Here is a 16,993-nt window from a genome sequence, read left to right on the forward strand (position 1 = left end):
CCAATCCGTGACGGGGTCAGACCCCGACCGGCTCGTGACGGGGTCAGACCCCGACCGGCTCGGGTACCCGCTTCCCGTTGACCGAGTCCGGCTCGGGCGGCAGCCCCGCCGTCGCCTCGCCGCCCTCGAACGCCGCGCCCTCGACGTCCTCGGGATCGTTGGGGTCGAGCTCGCGCAGGGGCGGCTTCAGCGCGGCGAACGCCAGGCACACCGCGCCCGCGAAGCCGTAGCCGAGCGCGATCTTCTCACCGGAGAACACGTGCACCTCGGCGCTGTGGATCAACCCCACCAACGTGAGCCCCGCCCCGAAGAAGCAGAAGCCGGCGGCCCACACGAAGCGCCGATCGACGATGAACACCGTGATCGCGGCGAGGATCATCCCGACCAGGACGGCGCCCTGTCCGAGCGTGTTGAGCCCGCCGTAGATCGTCCCCGCGGCCGACAGGTTGTCGAAGCCGACCTTGGCCGCGCTCGTCCCCGCCGCCGCGAGGGCGTTGTCGACCTGCCCCACGCCCCACGAAGCCACGTTCGGCACCATCGCGATGACCACCGCCGGGTAGTAGGCCTTCGGCACGGCGCGGAAGGACTGCGCTCCGATGACCAACCCGATGAACAGCAGCACGGGCACGATGGCCGGGATCGGCAGCACCGCCGCCAGCAGCGGGAAGAACCCGAGCACGCAGAGCCCGAAGATCACCACGCCCGTCGCCAGCGAGTAGCTGATGCGCCCACCGGCCTCCTTCCAGCCCGGCTGGCCGATGTACACCGCCGGCGGGAACGGGCAGCCGGCGCACGCGCCGACGATGGCGCCCGTGCCGTCGGCCAGCAGCACCGCGCGCAGGTTGTACTTGTCGCCCGCCGCGGCCGCGCTCTCCACGTTGGACATCGCCTCCATGAAGTTGTAGATGCCGAGCGGGATCGCGGTCGCCAGCAGCGGGGAGATGCTCTCCAGCCCGTTGGCCAGCCGCCCGACGTCCAGCGACGGCAGCCCGAACGCGATGTCGTTGACGCCGTCGCTCACGGCGCCGCCGTCCATGAAGCCGCCGATCCACGCGATCGCCGAGCCGACGCCGAGGGCGACGAGGCCCATCGGCACGTTGCCCGGCAGCCGCACGCCGCTGACGAAGCCGATCAGGATGAGCGCGAGCACCGGCAGAGCGATCCACGCCGCCTCCCACATCTGCGCGGCGGGCCGCATCGAGATGAAGGTGATCGAGATGCCCGCGAGCGTGCCGAGCAGCGCCGCCCGCGGCGTGAGCCTCCGGATGTACGGACCGACGAACGCGCCCGCCAGGATGATCAACCCGATGATGAACGCCCAGGCCAGCCCGGCCTCCCACGCCTTCACGGGGTCCTTGGTCTGGAGGTAGGTGGGCAGCATGATCACGAACGTGACGATGAACATGTGCGGGACGCTTGGGCCGTAGGGCATCGCGGCGACGTCGCTGCGGCCCTCCTTGAGCGCCAGGCGCCGCGCGAGCAGGAAGTAGAAGACGTTGCCGATCAGCAGCTCGACGCCGAGCGCGGGCAGGATGACGCGGTACACGTCGTGCGCGGAGATGTTCACCACCCCCGCCGCGAGACCCGCGAGCACGAGGACGTTGACCAGCATGTTGATGCCCAGGCCGAAGAAGGCGTTCAGGTCGCCCCTCGTCCAGAGCGGCAGCCGCGGGGGCCCAGCCGCGGTGCTTCCCGCGTGCGGGGTGTACGTCGAATCCATGGACCTTGCTCCTAGATGATGGTGGTGGTGGATGTGCTCGCCGCGGCCAGCAGGCCCGCCGCCTCCAGGCGGGCGAGCAGCTGCGACGAAGGGGCCACCCAGCCGAAGATCCCGCCCTGCGCGGCGATCATCTGCAGGCCGACCTGGTGGAACTCGGGGAAGTACGAGCCGACGCAGTCCGAGAGCACGAGGCACTCGAAGCCGCGGTCGTTGGCCTCGCGCACCGTCGTGTGCACGCACACCTCGGTGGTGACGCCGGTGACGATCAGGCGCCGCACGGCGCGGTTGCGCAGCAGCAGCTCCAGGTCGGTCGCGTAGAACGCGCCCTTGCCCGGCTTGTCGAGGATCGGCTCGCCGTCGATCGGCGCCAGCTCGTCGACGATGTCGTGGCCGTGCTCGCCGCGGACGAGCACGCGGCCGAACGGGCCAGGGTCCCCGATCCCGCAGCTCAGCCGGCCGCGGGCGAGCTTGGCCGGCGGCGCGTCGGCGAGGTCGGCGCGATGGCCCTCACGGGTGTGGATCACCGGCATGCCGATCGCCCGGGCCGCCGCCAGCACCTGCTGCAGCGGCTCGATGGTGGACGCCAGCAGCGACACGTCGTTGCCGAGCATCGAGCCGAAGCCGCCCGGCTCGAGGAAGTCGCGCTGCATGTCGATGATGACCAGCGCGGTGGTCTCGGGGTCCAGCTCGAAGTCGTAGGGGTCGGCGGGAACGCTGACGGTCATGGGCCTCTCCGGGGCTGTATGCAGTGCGGTCGACTGGGAGGCCGACGGCGCGAACGTATCCGCGCCGGTGTGGCGAACTCATTGGACCGGGAGCCCGAACCGGGCTGGACCGCCGGGCGGGCGGTCCAATGCGCCGCCGGCGATCCTGGCCCGCCGGTCCAAGGGCGCCGGGCCGCCACGTCCGTACGTTGCGCCCATGCATACGACGCTGCATGCCGACCCCGCCGTCGCCGCGCTGGCCGCCGCCGCGCCGCGGCTGATCGACGTCCGGCCCGCCGGCGAGGTCGTCGGCGAGCTGGCGGCGGGCGGCGTGAGCCACGCGGGTCCGCCGATCGGATCCCGGGCGATGTGCGCGCCGATGCGCACGGCGCTCGGCGTCGCGCTGGCGATCGAGGGACGCGCGCCGACGGCCGTGGCGGCGCTGGCGCTGCTGGACGCCGGAGAGATCGCGTTGCATCCCAACCACGACCTCGGTGGCGTCGGGCCCATGTCGGGCGCGGTCACCGCGTCGATGCCGGTGCTCGTCGCCCGCGACGAGGCGACCGGGCGGACCGCCTGGTGCCCGCTGAACGAGGGCTCGGGCAAGGTCCTGCGCTACGGCGCCGACGGGCCCGAAGTGGTGCAGCGGCTGCAGTGGATGCGCGACGTGCTCGGCCCCGCGCTCTCGCACGCGCTGGCGCAGCACGGGCCGCTGGACCTCCTGGAGCTCCAGCGCGAGGCGCTCGAGCTCGGCGACGAGTGCCACCACCGCACCGACGCCGGCTCGCGCCTGACCCACGACGCGCTCGCGCCGTGGCTGTCGGCGGAGGTCCGGCGCTTCATCCTGGGCAACAGCCAGTTCTTCCTCAACTTGGCCATGGTGTCGGCCAAGCTGGCGATGGTGTGTGCCGAGGGCGTGCCGGGATCGTCGCTGGTCACGGTGATCGCGCGCAACGGGGTCGAGGTGGGCGTGCAGCTCTCGGGCACCGGTGCGCAGTGGTTCACCGGTCCGGCGGCAATGCCGGATCCCGCGCGCCTCGTCGAGCCCTACGGCACGGCCGACATGAACCCCGACCTGGGCGACTCGGCGATCGTCGAGGTGTACGGGCTGGGAGCGCTCGCCCTCTCGGCCTCGCCGCTGGCGGCCCCGTCGGTGGGCCTGACCGTCGACGACGCCCCGCAGATCATGGAGCGGCTGCGGCGGATCGCCGCCGCCGAGCACCCGACGATGCGGCTGCGCGAGCCCCAGCTGATGCCCGCCCTCCTCGGCGTCGACGCCCGCGCCGTCGTCGAGACCGGCATCCGCCCGCCGATCCACACCGGGATCGCCCACCGCGAGCCCGGCGTCGGGCAGATCGGCGGCGGGGTGACCCATCCGCCGTTCGAGGCGTTCCTCGAGGCGGTGGCCGCACTGGAAGGGCTGCCGGCTGAGGCGGCGCGCGCGTGAACGGCGCGCGTCCCTTGCAGGCCGAACGGGTCTACGACGCCTTGAGGACGCAGCTGCTGGCCGGCGAGCGGCCGGCGGGCGACCGGCTGGTCGAGACGCAGCTTGCGTCGGAGTTCGCCACGAGCCGCACGCCGGTCCGCGAGGCCCTGCGGCGCCTGGAGGGCGACGGCCACCTGGTGCGCGACCCCGCCGGAGGGCTGCGGCCCCGCCTGCCCGACGTGCGCACCATGCAGGAGGTCTACGACGTCCGGATGGCGCTGGAGGAGCTGACCGCCCGGCGTGCGTCGACCCGCGGCGATCGCGAGCTGCTGGAGGCGATCGAGCACGACTGGCGCGGCCTGGAGCGCGAGTGGCGCGTCGCGCCCGATGTGCTGCGGACGCCCGACTTCGTCCACCGCGACGAGGCCTTCCACGAGCGGATCGCCGGCGCGTCGGGCAACGCGACGGCGACGCGCATGCTGCGCGCGGTCAACGAGCGCATCCGCGTGCTGCGCATCCACGACTTCACGCTCGACGAGCGGATCGGGGCGACGATCGCCGAGCACCTGGAGATCGTGGGCCTCGTCCTGGCCGGCGACGCGGACGCCTCGGCGGCGTTCATGCGCGCCCACGTGCAACGCAGCGCGCTGGTGGTGCGCGACCGAGTCGGCGAGACGCTGGCGCGGATGTTCGCGGTGCCGGTGGGTTAGGGGTCGGCGTGGTCGGCGTTCCGCTCGGCGCGTGGCTGGCGCGGCGAGCGTGGTCCGGGATCACTGACGAGAACGCGCGTCAGGTCGGGTGCGGGCGCCCGGGGGCGTCCGCGAGGCGCCGTGGTCAGGTGATCCGACAGTCGATGGCACCCAGCCCTCCAATATGAAGGGCCAGGTGCCATCGATCGCCCGCCCGGCGCCCGCGGAGGACCGACCGCGCCGGCGCCCCTGCCCGGCGCCCGCGGACGACCGACCGCGCCGGCGCCCCCGCTCACCTCCCCGTCACTGCCCCGAACCACGCGCCGCAGCACGACCAACGCCAGCGCGGAACGCCAACGGCCCCCGAAGCGCGCCGCAGGCACCACCAGCGCCAGCGCGGAACGCCAACGGCGTCCGAAGCGCCCTTCAGCGCGACGGCTCGCGCGGCGACCGTGCCGGCTCGGCCGGCGCGTGCTCGGGACGCCGCGGCGGGCGCGGGTACCCGTCGCCGATGCGCTGGCCCGGCTCGCGCAGCCGGACGGCGCTCGGCGCCGCGTCCGGCAGCGGCGGCATGACGATGCCGCCCCCACCCTCGGGCCCGTGATCCTGCGGCGGCGGATCGAAGCCTCCGCCTCCGCCACCGTCGTCGTCGCGCGGCCACAGCGTGTTGCGCCAGTCGATCTTCTCGCCGTCCAGCAGCGCGTAGACCAGGACGCCCGCGCCGAGGAAGTGGACGATCAGCGTCCCGAGGATCGCGACGATCTCGAGGTTCACAGGCGGAGCGTACCGAGGTCGCCGACCGCCGTGGCGCCCGAGGTCAGCGAGCCGCTGCCAGCTGGTCCTTGACCGCCAGCAGCGCGAGCACGGCCTCGGCCGCGTGGCGGCCCGAGTCCCGCTTGTCGCCGCCCGACCGGGCCAGCGCCTGGTCGAGGCTGTCCACCGTCAGGACGCCGAACGAGCACGGCACGCCCGTCTGCAGCTGCACGTCCATGATGCCGCGCGCCGACTCGCCGCAGACGTAGTCGTAGTGCGAGGTCTGGCCGCGGATGACCGCGCCGAGGCAGACGACCCCGTCGTAGGCGCCGGTCTCCGCGGCGAGCTTGGCGGCCAGCGGCAGCTCGTAGGCGCCGGGCACGTCGAAGGTGTCGATGTCGGTGATCCCCTCGTCCTCGCACACCGCGCGGGCGCCGGCGACGAGGCGGTCGGCCAGGTCCTCGTAGAAGCGGCCCACCACGAACGCGAGCCTCACGACCCCTGCTCCTTCTCGCGGGCCTGGGCCGCCGCGTGGTCGGAGACCTGCTCCTCGTGGAGCATCTCCTCGTCCAGCGCCAGGCCCTGGTGGTGCAGCGTGTGGCCCATGCGCTCGGCCTTCGTGCGCAGGTAGGCCTCGTTGTGCGGGTTGGACGCGTGCGCGATCGGCACCTGGTCGGTGACGCGCAGGCCGTAGCCCTCCAGGCCGCGGATCTTCTTGGGGTTGTTGGTCAGGATCCGGATCGACGACAGCCCGAGGTCGACGAGGATCTGCGCGCCGATGCCGTAGTCGCGCAGGTCGGCGGGCAGCCCGAGCTGGAGGTTGGCGTCGACCGTGTCGTAGCCCTCCTCCTGCAGCTTGTAGGCCTTGAGCTTGTTGAGCAGGCCGATGCCGCGGCCCTCCTGGGCGAGGTAGAGCAGCACGCCCTCGCCCTCGGACTCGATCATGTTCAGCGCCGACTCCAGCTGCTCGCCGCAGTCGCAGCGCAGCGAGTGGAACACGTCGCCGGTCAGGCACTCGGAGTGCACGCGGACGAGCACGTCCTCCTTGCCGGCGACGTCGCCCTTGACCATCGCGACGTGGTGCTTCTCGTCGACCAGCGAGCGGTAGCCGTAGACGGTGAACTCGCCGAACCCGGTCGGCATCGACGTCGAAACGACGCGCTCCACGAGCTTGTCGTGGCGTCGCCGGTAGGCGATCAGATCGGCGATCGTGATCATCTTGAAGCCGTGCTTGTGGCAGTAGGCGGCCAGGTCGCCGACGCGTGCCATCGAGCCGTCCTCGTTCTGCACCTCGCAGATCACGCCGGCCGGAGTCAGGCCCGCCAGGCGCGCCAGGTCGACCGACGCCTCCGTGTGGCCCGTGCGCTCCAGCACGCCGCCCTCGCGCGCCTTGAGCGGATGCACGTGCCCGGGGACGACGATGTCGTGCTGGCCCTTGGCGGGATCGACCGCGGTGCGGATCGTCGTCGCCTGGTCGGCCGTCGAGATGCCCGTGGTCACGCCCTCGCGCGCCTCGATCGTGACGGTGAACGGCGTCTCGTGCGCGGACTCGTTCTTCAGCGACATGAGCTCGAGGCCGAGCTCGTCGCAGCGGTCCGGCGTGAGCGTCAGGCAGATCCAGCCGCCCGCCTGGCGCGTCATGAAGTTGATGTCGTCGGCGGTGACGAACTCCGCCGCCATCACCACGTCGCCCTCGTTCTCGCGGTCCTCGTCGTCGACGACCACGATCATCTTGCCGGCGGCGATGTCCTCCAGCGCCTCCTCGACGGTGGCGAACTGGACCTCGTCCCGGGTCTGCTGCACCTTGGCCCTCATGCGCGAACGCCTCCCACGAGCTTCTCCACGTACTTGGCGACCACGTCGACCTCCAGGTTCACGGTGCGCCCCACGGTGGTGGCGCCCAGATTCGTCCGCTCCAGCGTCTCGGGGATGAGCGACACGTCGAACGACGTCTCGTCGACCCGGGACACGGTGAGGCTGACGCCGTCCACGGCGATCGAGCCCTTCTCCACCACGTAGCGCAGGAGGCCGTCCGGCCCGCCCCCGGCCTCGACGGTCACGACGCGGGAGAAGCCGTCGTCGGCCAGCCCGGCGATCACCCCGATCCCGTCCACGTGGCCCTGCATGATGTGGCCGCCCAGCCGCGCGTCGGCGCGCAGCGCGAGCTCCAGGTTGACGCGGGCGCCGGCGTCGAGCTCGGCCAGCGACGTGCGCCGCAGCGACTCGTGCATGACGTCGAAGCCGAAGCGCTGCCCGCAGATGCCGGTCGCCGTCAGGCACACGCCGTTGACGGCGACGCTGTCGCCCTCGCCGATCTGGTCGGCCAGGCGCGACTCGACGGTCAGCACCGCGCCGCCGGCGGTGCGCTCCACCGCGACGACGGTTCCGAGGTCTTCCACCAGTCCCGTGAACATGCTCTCGATCACCACTCCCGCAGCCGTGCGCTGATGAGGACGTCGTCGGCGACGCGCTCGCAGTCGAGGGTCAGGGCCCGCAGCGCCTCGGAGATCCGCTCGACGCCCTCGCCCTCCAGGGGGTCGCGCGCCTTGCTGCCGCCGAGCAGCAGCGGCGCGAGGAACAGGCGCACCTCGTCGATCTCGCCGGCGTCCAGGAAGGCGCCGGCCAGGTGCGGGCCGCCCTCCAGCAGGATCGCGTGGACGCCCGCCTCGCCGAGCTGGTCGAGCGCCGAGCGCACGCGCGCGGGCTCGTGCTCGCCGGTGGCGACGATGACGTCGGCGCCCGCGTTCTCCAGGCCGTCGGCGGCGCTGCGCGGCGCGGCGCGCGACACGACGACGGTCAGCGGGATGTCGGGCGCCTGCTGGACGAGCTGGGAGTCCAGCGGCAGCCGTCCCGTGGCGTCGAAGACGACCCGGCGGGGCTGGCGCAGCTCGCGCGTGTCGTCGGGCAGCTCGATGCGCGAGGTCAGCTGGGGGTCGTCGGCCAGCTCGGCGCGGGCCGGGTTGTGGGCGACGCGCGCCGTGAGCTGGGGGTCGTCGGCCAGCGCCGTGCCGATGCCGACCGCGACCGCGTCGACCGACGCGCGCCACCGGTGCGCGAGCGCCCGGCTGGCGTCCGAGGAGATCCACTTCGAGTCGCCCGTGCGGGTGGCGACCTTGCCGTCGAGCGTCATCGCGGACTTGAACAGCACCCACGGACGCCCGGTGCGCGCGTGCTTGCGGAAGGCCTGGTTGGACAGCCGGGCGCGGACGGCGAGCTCGCCGCCGGCGACGTCGACCGTCACGCCCTCGTCGCGCAGGATCCCGAGGCCGCGACCGGAGGCCTTCTCGGTCGGATCGTCGGAGCCGACGACGACGCGGCTGATGCCGGCGGCGAGGATCGCGTCGGTGCACGGCGGCGTCTTGCCCTGGTGGCAGCACGGCTCGAGCGAGACGTAGATCGTGGCGCCGGTGAGGTCGGCTCCGTCGCAGTCGGCGATGGCGTTGACCTCGGCGTGCGGGCCGCCGTAGTCGGCGTGCCACCCCTCCCCCAGGACGGCTCCGTCCTTGACCACGACGGCACCCACCACGGGGTTGGGGTGCACGCGCCCGCGACCCCGCGTCGCCAGGTCGATGGCGCGGGCCAGATGCTGGTGGTCGGTGTCGGTCCGCTGCACCGCTCAGGAGGATACGGCGCGGCGACCGGTCGTCCGTTCAGGACGAGGCGCAGCGACCTCCGCGGAGGTGGTAGACCCACATCGTCGGGCCCGGGCGGTTGTAGGCCAGCGGGTAGAAGTCGAACGACCAGTCGAAGTTGAACGCGACCGGCTTGGCCCCCGCGCGGTACGGCGAGGCGACGTAGGCGGTGTCGGCGCGGCGCTCGAGCTCGCGGTAGTAGGCGAGCGCCTGCGGGACGGCCTCGGGCTCGACCTCCGCGCGGCCGCGCTGCGTCGAGCCGACCATGACCCAGCAGTAGCCGGCCTTCTCGTAGGTGTCGACGAGGCCGGGATACAGCGTGCGCTCGTAGTCCTCGATGTTGACGATGCGCCCCGGCCCCGGGATCTCCGAGCCGTCGTTGGCGATGTTCGAGCGGCTCGTCGGGAACTTCACCCAGCGGTTGCCGTTGCTGGTCAGCGGCGAGGGATGGCCGACGTCCTGCGCCCAGCCGTCGGGCACGACCGGCTCGACGACGACCTTGGTCTTCGGCGGCACGTGCGCCGCGAACCACGCGCGGGCCATGTTGCGCGTGTCGGGCCGCGAGAGCACCTGGCCGATGTGCAGCGAGGCGATGAGCCCCTGGCCGCAGAGCAGCGCCGCCGCGCACGCGAGCATCGTCGGCGCCAGCACCGGCCGGCGGCGGCCGATGGCGACCGCGGCGCGCAGCACCGCGTAGGCGGCCAGCAGGCAGATCATCGGGAAGACCGGCATCAGCCAGCGGCCGAAGAACCGCTCCTGGGTGCCCATGAACAGCAGGAAGAGGACGGGTGCCGGGACGAGCACGGCGGCGATCCGCCAGTTGTCGCGGGCGACGACCACGACGCCCGCGGCCGCGGCCAGCGCCGGGACCCACCCCAGCCCCCAGGTCAGCGTCCACAGGTAGTAGGCGAGCCCGTTGTCCTCGGTGAGGCCGAGCTTGCCGAGCGCGTCGTCGGCGACCGAGGTCTGGTGGTTCAGGCCGTCGGAGAACGCCGCGTGGTCCAGCAGGGCGTAGGGGTTGGTCACGAAGAACGCGACGGCGCCGCACAAGCCGGCGATCACCAGGCCGCCGATCAGCGTCGAGCGCTTCAGGCGGTCGCGTCCGAACAGCCAGCCGCCCGCCGCGGCCACCAGCGGCAGCAGCGCGATGCCGCCGGTGTACTTCATCGAGCATGCCAGGCCGAGGCCGATCCCGGCGACCACGAAGTCGATCAGCCGGCCGCGCCGCACGATCCCCGCCGTGCCGTACAGCGCCAGGCAGATCGGCGCCAGGGTCGGCACGTCGTTGAGCGCCAGGTGCGAGTAGAAGACCGGCAGGAACCCCACGCCGAGCAGCCCGGCGGCCAGGAAGCCGACGCGGCGGTCGTCGAACATCCGCGTGCCGGCGAGGTACAGCAGCCAGACGGCCAGCGTGCCGAACACGGCCGAGACCACGCGGGCGACGAGGAAGACCTCGGTCGGGTCGGTGGCGAACGACTCCGACACGCCGGCGCGCCCGCCGAACCACGCGGCGAACACGCCGTGCAACACGTACGTGTACGCCGGCGGGTTGACGAAGTAGTGCGGGTTCAGCCCGTGGCCGAAGAGCCCGATGGCCTTCGGGACGAAGTGCGCGTTCTCGTCGGCGTTGTAGGAGTAGGGCAGGCCGTGCTTGGCGCCCCAGATGCGCAGCACGAAGCTGCCGGCCAGCAGCACGAGCACCGCGGGCGCCCAGCGCAGCCGCTCACGCGCCCTGGCCCGGCGGGCGGCGGCGCGCTCGCCGGCGCCGGCGGCGGCCGGCTCGAACGCCGCGTCGGGATGCGCCTGCGCGCTCACGTCCTCACCGGCGCCCTGGGCATCAACAGCGGACATACGCCGAGTAGTACGGGGTGAACGCGAGGCGCCGGAAGCCCGACAGCGGGATGTTGTCGAACGGGTCGTCGGTGTCGGCCACCAGCGCCTGGCGCAGCAGGGCGCCGCGGTCGACGACGAACAGCGAGACGCCCTTCTGCTTGCGTGCCTCGGCCGCCGGGTCGGCGCGGGCGAGCACCTCGCCGGCGCTCGCGCCGAGCAGCCAGCGCGTGTCGGGGACGAGCTTGTGGTTCGGCACCGTCACCGGCCCGCAGCGCCGCGCGGCCCGCACGGCCGGCTGGTCGAGCAGGTCGGCGAGCGAGCGGTGCGACGCGCCGCGGAGCTGCAGCTCGGAGTCGAAGACGTGGAAGTTGACGCGCGTCGCGCTGAAGACGACCCCGTAGATCACGATCAGCCCCGCCGCGACCGCCCAGACCTTGCGGATGAGCGCGTCCTTGCGCAGCATCGACCAGCCGGCCAGCGCGACGGCGGCGAAGACCATCACCATGAGCGTCGGGACCAGCAGGTAGCGGTCGATGACCGACAGGCCCGCGATCCCGACGAGCACGAACGTGCCGGTGCCGATCAGCCACAGCACCGCGGGCATGATCGCGCGGCGCGGGGCGAGCCACAGCGCGGCAAGGAACCCGGCGATGGCGGCGTAGAGCACGGGCGCCTTGGCCAGGTTGAAGAAGAAGCGCTTCATCGACGACGGGACCTCGGAGAGCCCCTGCGTGCGTCCCAGCTCCTCGGCCAGGCCGCTGGTGTGCTGCAGCGAGAAGAACGGATGGCCCGTGACGACGAAGTCGGTCGCGACCCACACCACCGGGCCGACGGCGGCCCAGGCGGCGTAGCGCGCCCAGCGGCGCAGGCGCTCGCCGCGCGGATGCCCCGGACCGAGCTCGCCGGAGCACATCCAGAGGAAGTAGAGGCCGATCAGGATCCACGCCTCGGGGCGCAGCAGGCCGGCGCAGGCCAGCAGGACCCACACGATCCCGCCGCGCCGCGGACGCTCGAGCTCCAGCGCCGCGGCCCAGACGACGAACGCCAGGTACGGGATGTCGATGTAGGCGCGCGCCGCGAGGAACGGGAAGTCGAACCGCGTGCAGAGGATGCCCGCGGCGGCGAGGCCGACCAGCGGCGTGAAGGCCCGGCGGGCCAGGCGGTAGACGCCCGCGCACAGCACGACGAACGACGCCTCCGTGCAGAACACCATGACCCGGTCGCCGCCGCGGCCCAGCAGCGACAGCGCCGCGCCGAAGAGCACGGCGAGCGGATGCTCGGTCGGCGAGCGGTACTCGTCGAAGCTCGGCAGGTGGCCGTGCAGCACCTCGCGGCCCCAGAGCAGCGAGTAGTAGCTGTCGTAATTGGGATACGTCGGGTAGACGAGGAAGCCGACGAACGTCGCCAGCGCCAGCGCGATCAGCGCCAGGGCGGGCCAGGGCAGCGCAGTGAGGCGGGCGAGGCGGCCCGGGGACGGGCCGCCGGTGGCGGGGTCGGAGTCGGGGCGCGGGCCGGCGGGCACGGCGGCGACGTCAGCAGGTGGCATACACGGCGAAGTCTGGGGAACGGTCGATCAGGATGGCGGCCGGCCCGGGGACCTGGATCAGCGGGTCGTCCTCGACCGTGCGGTCGAACGGTCCGTAGGTGGGGTTCTCCAGCATGGCGGGCCCGGACACGAAGAGGTGCACGCCCTTGGTCTCGCGCCCGGAGGCCGGCAGCGCGCTGCGCGCGAGCACCTCGTCGGCGTCGGCGTGCAGGATCCAGCGGGTGTCGGGCAGCAGCTTGTGGTTGGGCACGGTCACCGGGCCGCAGCGGCGGGCCAGCGTGAAGGCGGGCGTCTGCAGCACGCGCGCGAGCTCCTGGCGCAGCTCGCGGCGGGTCGTCAGCTCGCGGTCGATGTAGCCCGGATGGAAGCGGGTCAGCGTGAACAGCGCGCCGCCCAGCGCCACGACCACCGCTCCGGAGGTCCACGGCCGGCGCGCCCGATGCTCCGCGGGCAGCACGGTGAAGCCGGCGATCGCGAAGCCGCAGAACACGAGCAGTCCCAGCGCGCTGATCGCCAGGTAGCGGTCGATGACCGACAGGCCGGCGACGGCGATCGCGCCGAAGGTGCCGATGCCCGAGAGCGTCATCACCAGCGGGACGCCCGAGCGCCGGCGCGCGAAGGCCAGCGCGAGCGCGATCCCCAGCACCGCGCCCGCCAGCACCGGCCACTTGACGAGCTTCTCGAGGTAGTCGACCAGCAGCGACGGCGCCTCGGAAGCGGACCGCCGGCGGTCGAGGTCGGCGGCCAGCGAGCTCGTGTGATCCAGCGAGAACCGCGGGTCGCCGGTGACGACGAGGTCGGTCAGCGCCCAGAGGACGGGCGCGGCGGCGGCGTAGACCGCCGTGCGGATGCGGCGCGACCAGGGCTGCGCGGGCAGCGCGCACCACAGCCAGTAGATGCCGCCGAGGATCCACGCCTCGGGCCGCAGCAGGCCCGCGAGGCCGATGAGGACCCACACCGCGCCGCCGCGCCGGGGCCGCTCGGTCTCCAGCGCCGCGGCCCAGACGATCATCGCCAGGTACGGCACGTCCACGTACCCGCGCGCCGCCAGGAACGCGTAGTCCAGCCGGCTGAGCACCAGCAGCGCCGCGACGAGGCCGACCCACGGCGTGAACGCCACCCGGCCCAACCGGAAGACGCCGGCGACCAGGACGCAGAACGACGCGACGGTCAGCGCCAGCCACACGCGCGGCGCCGCGTCGCCCAGCGGCGAGAGCACCGCGGCGAACAGCACGGCCAGCGGATGCTCGGTCGGGGCCCGGTAGGCGTCGAAGCTCGGCAGCTGGCCGTCGAGCAGCTCCCGGCCCCAGATCAGCGAGTACGCCGAGTCGTAGTTCGGATAGGTGGGGTACACCAGGAACCCGATGGCCGCACCCACGCACAGCACCGCGAACCCGGCCCGTGCCCAGGCATGGGCGGGAGCGGCGCGGAGCCGCGAGAGCATGCCGGGCTCACGGCGCGGCGGCGAAGTGAGCGTCGCGCTCTCCATCCGAAGTCGAGGTTCCAGCAGCCCAGGATCGGCGGATTGACGTGCGACGACAGCCGTCCCGGCCCTCTGAGATACTGAGCTGGCGAGTGTACGGCACGTCCCCGCCGGTACGGTTCGATGGGGCAGGTCGCCCGGGCCCTACCATCCCGGCGCAACCTCCAAGCGCGCCGTCCCCACCCTTCTCATGAAGCTCATCATCCAGATCCCCTGCCTCAACGAGGAGGAGACCCTGCCGGCGACGCTGGCGGATCTCCCCCGCGAGGTGCCGGGCTTCGACATGGTCGAAGTGCTCGTCATCGACGACGGCTCCACCGACCGGACGATCGAGGTGGCCCGCGCCAACGGCGTCCACCACATCGTCAAGCTCACGAACAACAAGGGCCTGGCCGCCGCCTTCCAGGCCGGCCTCGACGCGTCGCTGAAGCTCGGCGCCGACGTGGTGGTCAACACCGACGCCGACAACCAGTACAGCGGCGCCGACATCCCGAAGCTCGTCAAGCCGATCGTCGACGGCAGCGCCGACATGGTCGTCGGCGACCGCGAGACCGACCAGATCGAGCACTTCTCGCCGCTGAAGAAGCGCCTGCAGAAGCTCGGCTCGTGGGTCGTGCGCCAGGCCTCGGACACCGACGTGCCCGACACGACGTCGGGCTTCCGCGCCTACAACCGCGAGGCGGCCATCCAGATGGCCGTCGTCTCGAAGTACACCTACACGCTCGAGACGATCATCCAGGCCGGCAAGCTGCTGGTGGCCACCGACCACGTCGCGATCGGGACCAACCCGAAGACGCGCGAGTCGCGGCTCTTCCCGTCGATGAGCTCCTACGTCCGGCGCAACGCCGTGGCGATCGCGCGCATCTACACGCAGTACGAGCCGCTGAAGGTGTTCTCCTACCTGGCGCTGCTGCTGTTCGTGCTGTCGCTCGTGCCGTTCATCCGGTTCGTCATCGCCTACATCGGCGGCGAGGGCGCGGGGCACGTGCAGTCGCTGATCTTCGGCGCCGTGCTGTTCAACGCCGCCGTCGTGGTCGGGGTGCTCGGCATCATCGGCGACCTGCTCTACAGCCAGCGCATGATGTCCCAGCGGATCTTCGAGCGGGTGCGGCGCATCGAGCTGCAGCTCAAGGTGCCCCCGTCCCACTACGAGCCCGGCGCACACGACACCGGGCAGCACGCGACCACCGGCGCGCAGGCCGGCCGCACCGAGGAACGAGAGGCCCTGAAGCTATGAGCAGCTCCGTCACCGTCGACCGTGAGGGCACGGTCACCGGCAACACCTATGACAAGTACGGGTCCACCAACCCGGTCGTGCGCCGGCTGATGGCCAAGTTCGAGTCCACGCTCGAGGAGCTGTTCGGCAAGGCGGCGCCGACGACGCTGCTGGACGTCGGCTGCGGCGAGGCCGTGCTGACGCACCAGTGGGCGCAGACGCCCGGCATGCAGCGCATCGTGGGACTGGACCTCGACGACCCGCAGCTGCACGAGGCGTGGAAGACCCGCCAGCACCCCTGCCTCGAGTACCAGGTGATGAAGGCCGAGAACCTTCCGTTCGCCGACGGCGAGTTCGAGGTCGCCACCGCGATCGAGGTCCTCGAGCACGTGCCGGATCCCGAGCACACGGTCTCCGAGATGGCGCGCTGCGCCTCGAAGTGGCTGCTGGTCTCCGTGCCGCGCGAGCCGCTGTGGCGCGGGCTGAACCTCGCGCGCGGCGCCTACCTCAAGGAGCTGGGCAACACGCCCGGCCACGTGAACCACTGGTCCAAGCGCGGCTTCATGCAGCTGCTCGGGCGGTACGGGACCGTCGTCGAGGCCCGCTCGCCGTTCCCGTGGACGATGCTCCTCGTCCGCATTGGCGAGTAGCACCGAAGCCTGGTCTGACGGCGGCGTCCCGGCGTCAGCCGAAGGCGACGCCGGCGCCACCGGCGAAGGGCGGTCGTTCGGGTCCGGCGCGCGGCTCCTGAGCATCGGGATCGCCGCGACCGGGCTCTTCACCTTCGCCTACTTCTCGGTCGCCAAGCATGTCCTGAGCGACGACCAGTACGGGCGCGTGTCGCTGCTGTGGTCGGTGCTGTTCGTGACCATGTCGGTGATCTACCGGCCGGTCGAGCAGCTGCTGTCGCGCACGATCGCCGACCGCCGCGCGCGCGGAATCGAAGGCGGCCACTCGCTGCGGGTGCCCGCCATGATCCAGGCATCGTTCGCGGCGGTGTTCCTCGTGATCGCGCTCGCGGCGCGAGGACCGATCCAGGACGGGCTCTTCGACGGCGAGGCGTCGCTCTACTGGATCCTCATCGGCGCGACGGTTGCCTACGCGGCGTCGTACTTCGCCCGCGGCTACCTCGCCGGGCACCAGTGGTTCGGGCTCTACGGCGGCCTGGTGCTCTTCGAGTCGCTGTCGCGCTTCTGCTTCCCGGTCGCCGTGGCGGTGGGGCTCGCGACGGGCGAGACCGCCGTCGCGCTGGGGCTCGTGGCCGCGCCGCTGGCCTCGCTGCTGGTGATCCCCTGGGCGCTGCGGCGCCACGAGGCGGCGTCGCCGGCCGCCGGCGCAGCGGCCCGTGACCGGGGCGCGATGCGCGAGAGCGCGGGCTTCGCCGGCGCGGTCGCGGCGATCCAGCTGGCCGAGCAGACGCTGCTCAACGCCGCCGTGCTGCTGGTTGCGGACTCGACGAAGGCGGGCATCGTCTTCAGCGCGCTGCTGATCGCGCGCGCCCCGCTGCAGCTGTTCCAGGCCGTGCAGACGTCGCTGCTGCCGCACCTGGCGGGGCTCGAGGCGACCGAGGGCCACGCGGCCTTCGCGCGCGCCATCCGCCAGACGGTCCTCGTCATCGCCGGCTTCGCCGGCGCCGTGGCGCTCGGCCTGCTGGCGATCGGGCCGTTCGTGATGGACACGCTCTTTCCGTCCGACACCCACTACGGGCGCGTCGGCCTGGCCGTCATCGCCGTCGGCATGGGCCTGCACCTCACCGCCGGCACGCTGAACCAGGCGGCCCTCGCGCGCGGCCGGGCCCACCACGCCGCCGCGGCGTGGCTGGTCGCGGCGGGCGCGTTCGTGGCGTGGATGCTGCTGCCGGTCGTCGACGACGAGCTCACGCGCGCCGAGGTCGGCTACGCGGGCGCCGCCGGCCTGCTGTGCGTGCTGCTGTACGTGCTGTACCGGCGCCCGGCGCCGAGCGCCGCCGCGGCGCCCGCGGCCTCCTGAGC

The 16,993-nt window shown here is 72.7% G+C and carries 15 protein-coding genes; 5 read left to right on the forward strand and 10 right to left on the reverse strand.

Features of this window, described 5'->3' with window-relative positions; translation table 11 throughout:
- Positions 1-43: 43 nt before the first annotated feature.
- Positions 44-1,720: a hypothetical protein gene (locus VK501_RS25100; RefSeq protein WP_324342417.1), complete on the reverse strand. Its 1,677-nt coding sequence runs from the start codon at positions 1,718-1,720 to the stop codon at positions 44-46.
- 11 nt (positions 1,721-1,731) lie between these two features.
- The gene (locus VK501_RS25105) at positions 1,732-2,445 is read right to left on the reverse strand and encodes an isochorismatase family cysteine hydrolase (RefSeq protein WP_324342419.1); all 714 of its coding nucleotides are present in this window, start codon (positions 2,443-2,445) and stop codon (positions 1,732-1,734) included.
- Positions 2,446-2,641: 196 nt separating this feature from the next.
- Here VK501_RS25105 and VK501_RS25110 point away from each other — a divergent pair, with 196 nt between their 5' ends.
- Together VK501_RS25110 and VK501_RS25115 are read left to right on the forward strand one after the other, a co-directional pair.
- Positions 2,642-3,871 (forward strand): DUF1116 domain-containing protein, encoded by a 1,230-nt coding sequence (locus VK501_RS25110; RefSeq protein ID WP_324342420.1) that lies wholly within the window; start codon positions 2,642-2,644, stop codon positions 3,869-3,871.
- Between the two features lie 14 nt (positions 3,872-3,885).
- Positions 3,886-4,560, forward strand: a complete 675-nt coding sequence (locus VK501_RS25115; RefSeq protein WP_324342422.1) for a GntR family transcriptional regulator — start codon at positions 3,886-3,888, stop codon at positions 4,558-4,560.
- Between the two features lie 405 nt (positions 4,561-4,965).
- Here VK501_RS25115 and VK501_RS25120 read toward each other — a convergent pair whose 3' ends face one another.
- Genes VK501_RS25120 through VK501_RS25155 form a run of 8 tightly spaced genes read right to left on the reverse strand, consistent with a single transcriptional unit; the run spans position 4,966 to position 13,747 of the window.
- Positions 4,966-5,313 carry a hypothetical protein gene (locus VK501_RS25120; RefSeq protein ID WP_324342424.1) on the reverse strand — a complete coding sequence of 116 codons (348 nt, stop codon included), beginning with the start codon at positions 5,311-5,313 and terminating at the stop codon, positions 4,966-4,968.
- A gap of 43 nt (positions 5,314-5,356) precedes the next feature.
- Positions 5,357-5,788, reverse strand: coding sequence for a 6,7-dimethyl-8-ribityllumazine synthase (ribH, locus tag VK501_RS25125; RefSeq protein ID WP_324342425.1), 432 nt, complete (start codon positions 5,786-5,788; stop codon positions 5,357-5,359).
- The gene (locus VK501_RS25130; RefSeq protein WP_324342427.1) at positions 5,785-7,107 is read right to left on the reverse strand and encodes a bifunctional 3,4-dihydroxy-2-butanone-4-phosphate synthase/GTP cyclohydrolase II; all 1,323 of its coding nucleotides are present in this window, start codon (positions 7,105-7,107) and stop codon (positions 5,785-5,787) included. Before VK501_RS25130 ends, ribH begins: the two co-directional genes overlap by 4 nt.
- Positions 7,104-7,706, reverse strand: coding sequence for a riboflavin synthase (locus VK501_RS25135; protein WP_324342429.1), 603 nt, complete (start codon positions 7,704-7,706; stop codon positions 7,104-7,106). The genes VK501_RS25130 and VK501_RS25135 overlap by 4 nt, the downstream gene beginning before the upstream one ends.
- An 8-nt stretch (positions 7,707-7,714) precedes the next feature.
- Positions 7,715-8,905 (reverse strand): bifunctional diaminohydroxyphosphoribosylaminopyrimidine deaminase/5-amino-6-(5-phosphoribosylamino)uracil reductase RibD, encoded by a 1,191-nt coding sequence (gene ribD / locus VK501_RS25140; RefSeq protein WP_324342431.1) that lies wholly within the window; start codon positions 8,903-8,905, stop codon positions 7,715-7,717.
- A 37-nt stretch (positions 8,906-8,942) separates the two neighbouring features.
- Complete coding sequence (locus VK501_RS25145) at positions 8,943-10,775, reverse strand: ArnT family glycosyltransferase (protein ID WP_324342433.1); 1,833 nt, start codon at positions 10,773-10,775, stop codon at positions 8,943-8,945.
- Entirely contained in the window at positions 10,762-12,303 is a 1,542-nt protein-coding gene (locus tag VK501_RS25150; protein WP_324342435.1) for a hypothetical protein, read from the reverse strand. The genes VK501_RS25145 and VK501_RS25150 overlap by 14 nt, the downstream gene beginning before the upstream one ends.
- A complete protein-coding gene (locus VK501_RS25155; protein ID WP_324342437.1) occupies positions 12,290-13,747 on the reverse strand; it encodes a hypothetical protein in 1,458 nt (485 codons plus the stop codon). The genes VK501_RS25150 and VK501_RS25155 overlap by 14 nt, the downstream gene beginning before the upstream one ends.
- A gap of 229 nt (positions 13,748-13,976) precedes the next feature.
- Here VK501_RS25155 and VK501_RS25160 point away from each other — a divergent pair, with 229 nt between their 5' ends.
- The 3 genes from VK501_RS25160 to VK501_RS25170 are packed head-to-tail and all read left to right on the forward strand — an operon-like array spanning position 13,977 to position 16,991.
- The gene (locus VK501_RS25160) at positions 13,977-15,023 is read left to right on the forward strand and encodes a glycosyltransferase family 2 protein (protein ID WP_324342439.1); all 1,047 of its coding nucleotides are present in this window, start codon (positions 13,977-13,979) and stop codon (positions 15,021-15,023) included.
- Positions 15,020-15,652 carry a class I SAM-dependent methyltransferase gene (locus VK501_RS25165; RefSeq protein WP_324342441.1) on the forward strand — a complete coding sequence of 211 codons (633 nt, stop codon included), beginning with the start codon at positions 15,020-15,022 and terminating at the stop codon, positions 15,650-15,652. Before VK501_RS25160 ends, VK501_RS25165 begins: the two co-directional genes overlap by 4 nt.
- A complete protein-coding gene (locus tag VK501_RS25170) occupies positions 15,642-16,991 on the forward strand; it encodes a hypothetical protein (protein WP_324342443.1) in 1,350 nt (449 codons plus the stop codon). Before VK501_RS25165 ends, VK501_RS25170 begins: the two co-directional genes overlap by 11 nt.
- Positions 16,992-16,993: the final 2 nt, after the last annotated feature.

Source organism: Baekduia sp., from assembly GCF_035318805.1.
GTDB lineage: Bacteria > Actinomycetota > Thermoleophilia > Solirubrobacterales > Solirubrobacteraceae > Baekduia.

What these genes read in the sequence shown, in the direction of transcription:
- VK501_RS25105 (WP_324342419.1), bottom strand. Translation starts at nt 2,445, where the DNA reads ATGACCGTCAGCGTTCCCGCCGACCCCTACGACTTCGAGCTGGACCCC.
- VK501_RS25100 (WP_324342417.1), bottom strand. Translation starts at nt 1,720, where the DNA reads ATGGATTCGACGTACACCCCGCACGCGGGAAGCACCGCGGCTGGGCCC.
- VK501_RS25155 (WP_324342437.1), bottom strand. Translation starts at nt 13,747, where the DNA reads ATGCTCTCGCGGCTCCGCGCCGCTCCCGCCCATGCCTGGGCACGGGCC.
- VK501_RS25165 (WP_324342441.1), top strand. Translation starts at nt 15,020, where the DNA reads ATGAGCAGCTCCGTCACCGTCGACCGTGAGGGCACGGTCACCGGCAAC.
- VK501_RS25135 (WP_324342429.1), bottom strand. Translation starts at nt 7,706, where the DNA reads ATGTTCACGGGACTGGTGGAAGACCTCGGAACCGTCGTCGCGGTGGAG.
- VK501_RS25130 (WP_324342427.1), bottom strand. Translation starts at nt 7,107, where the DNA reads ATGAGGGCCAAGGTGCAGCAGACCCGGGACGAGGTCCAGTTCGCCACC.
- VK501_RS25145 (WP_324342433.1), bottom strand. Translation starts at nt 10,775, where the DNA reads ATGTCCGCTGTTGATGCCCAGGGCGCCGGTGAGGACGTGAGCGCGCAG.
- VK501_RS25110 (WP_324342420.1), top strand. Translation starts at nt 2,642, where the DNA reads ATGCATACGACGCTGCATGCCGACCCCGCCGTCGCCGCGCTGGCCGCC.
- VK501_RS25150 (WP_324342435.1), bottom strand. Translation starts at nt 12,303, where the DNA reads ATGCCACCTGCTGACGTCGCCGCCGTGCCCGCCGGCCCGCGCCCCGAC.
- VK501_RS25160 (WP_324342439.1), top strand. Translation starts at nt 13,977, where the DNA reads ATGAAGCTCATCATCCAGATCCCCTGCCTCAACGAGGAGGAGACCCTG.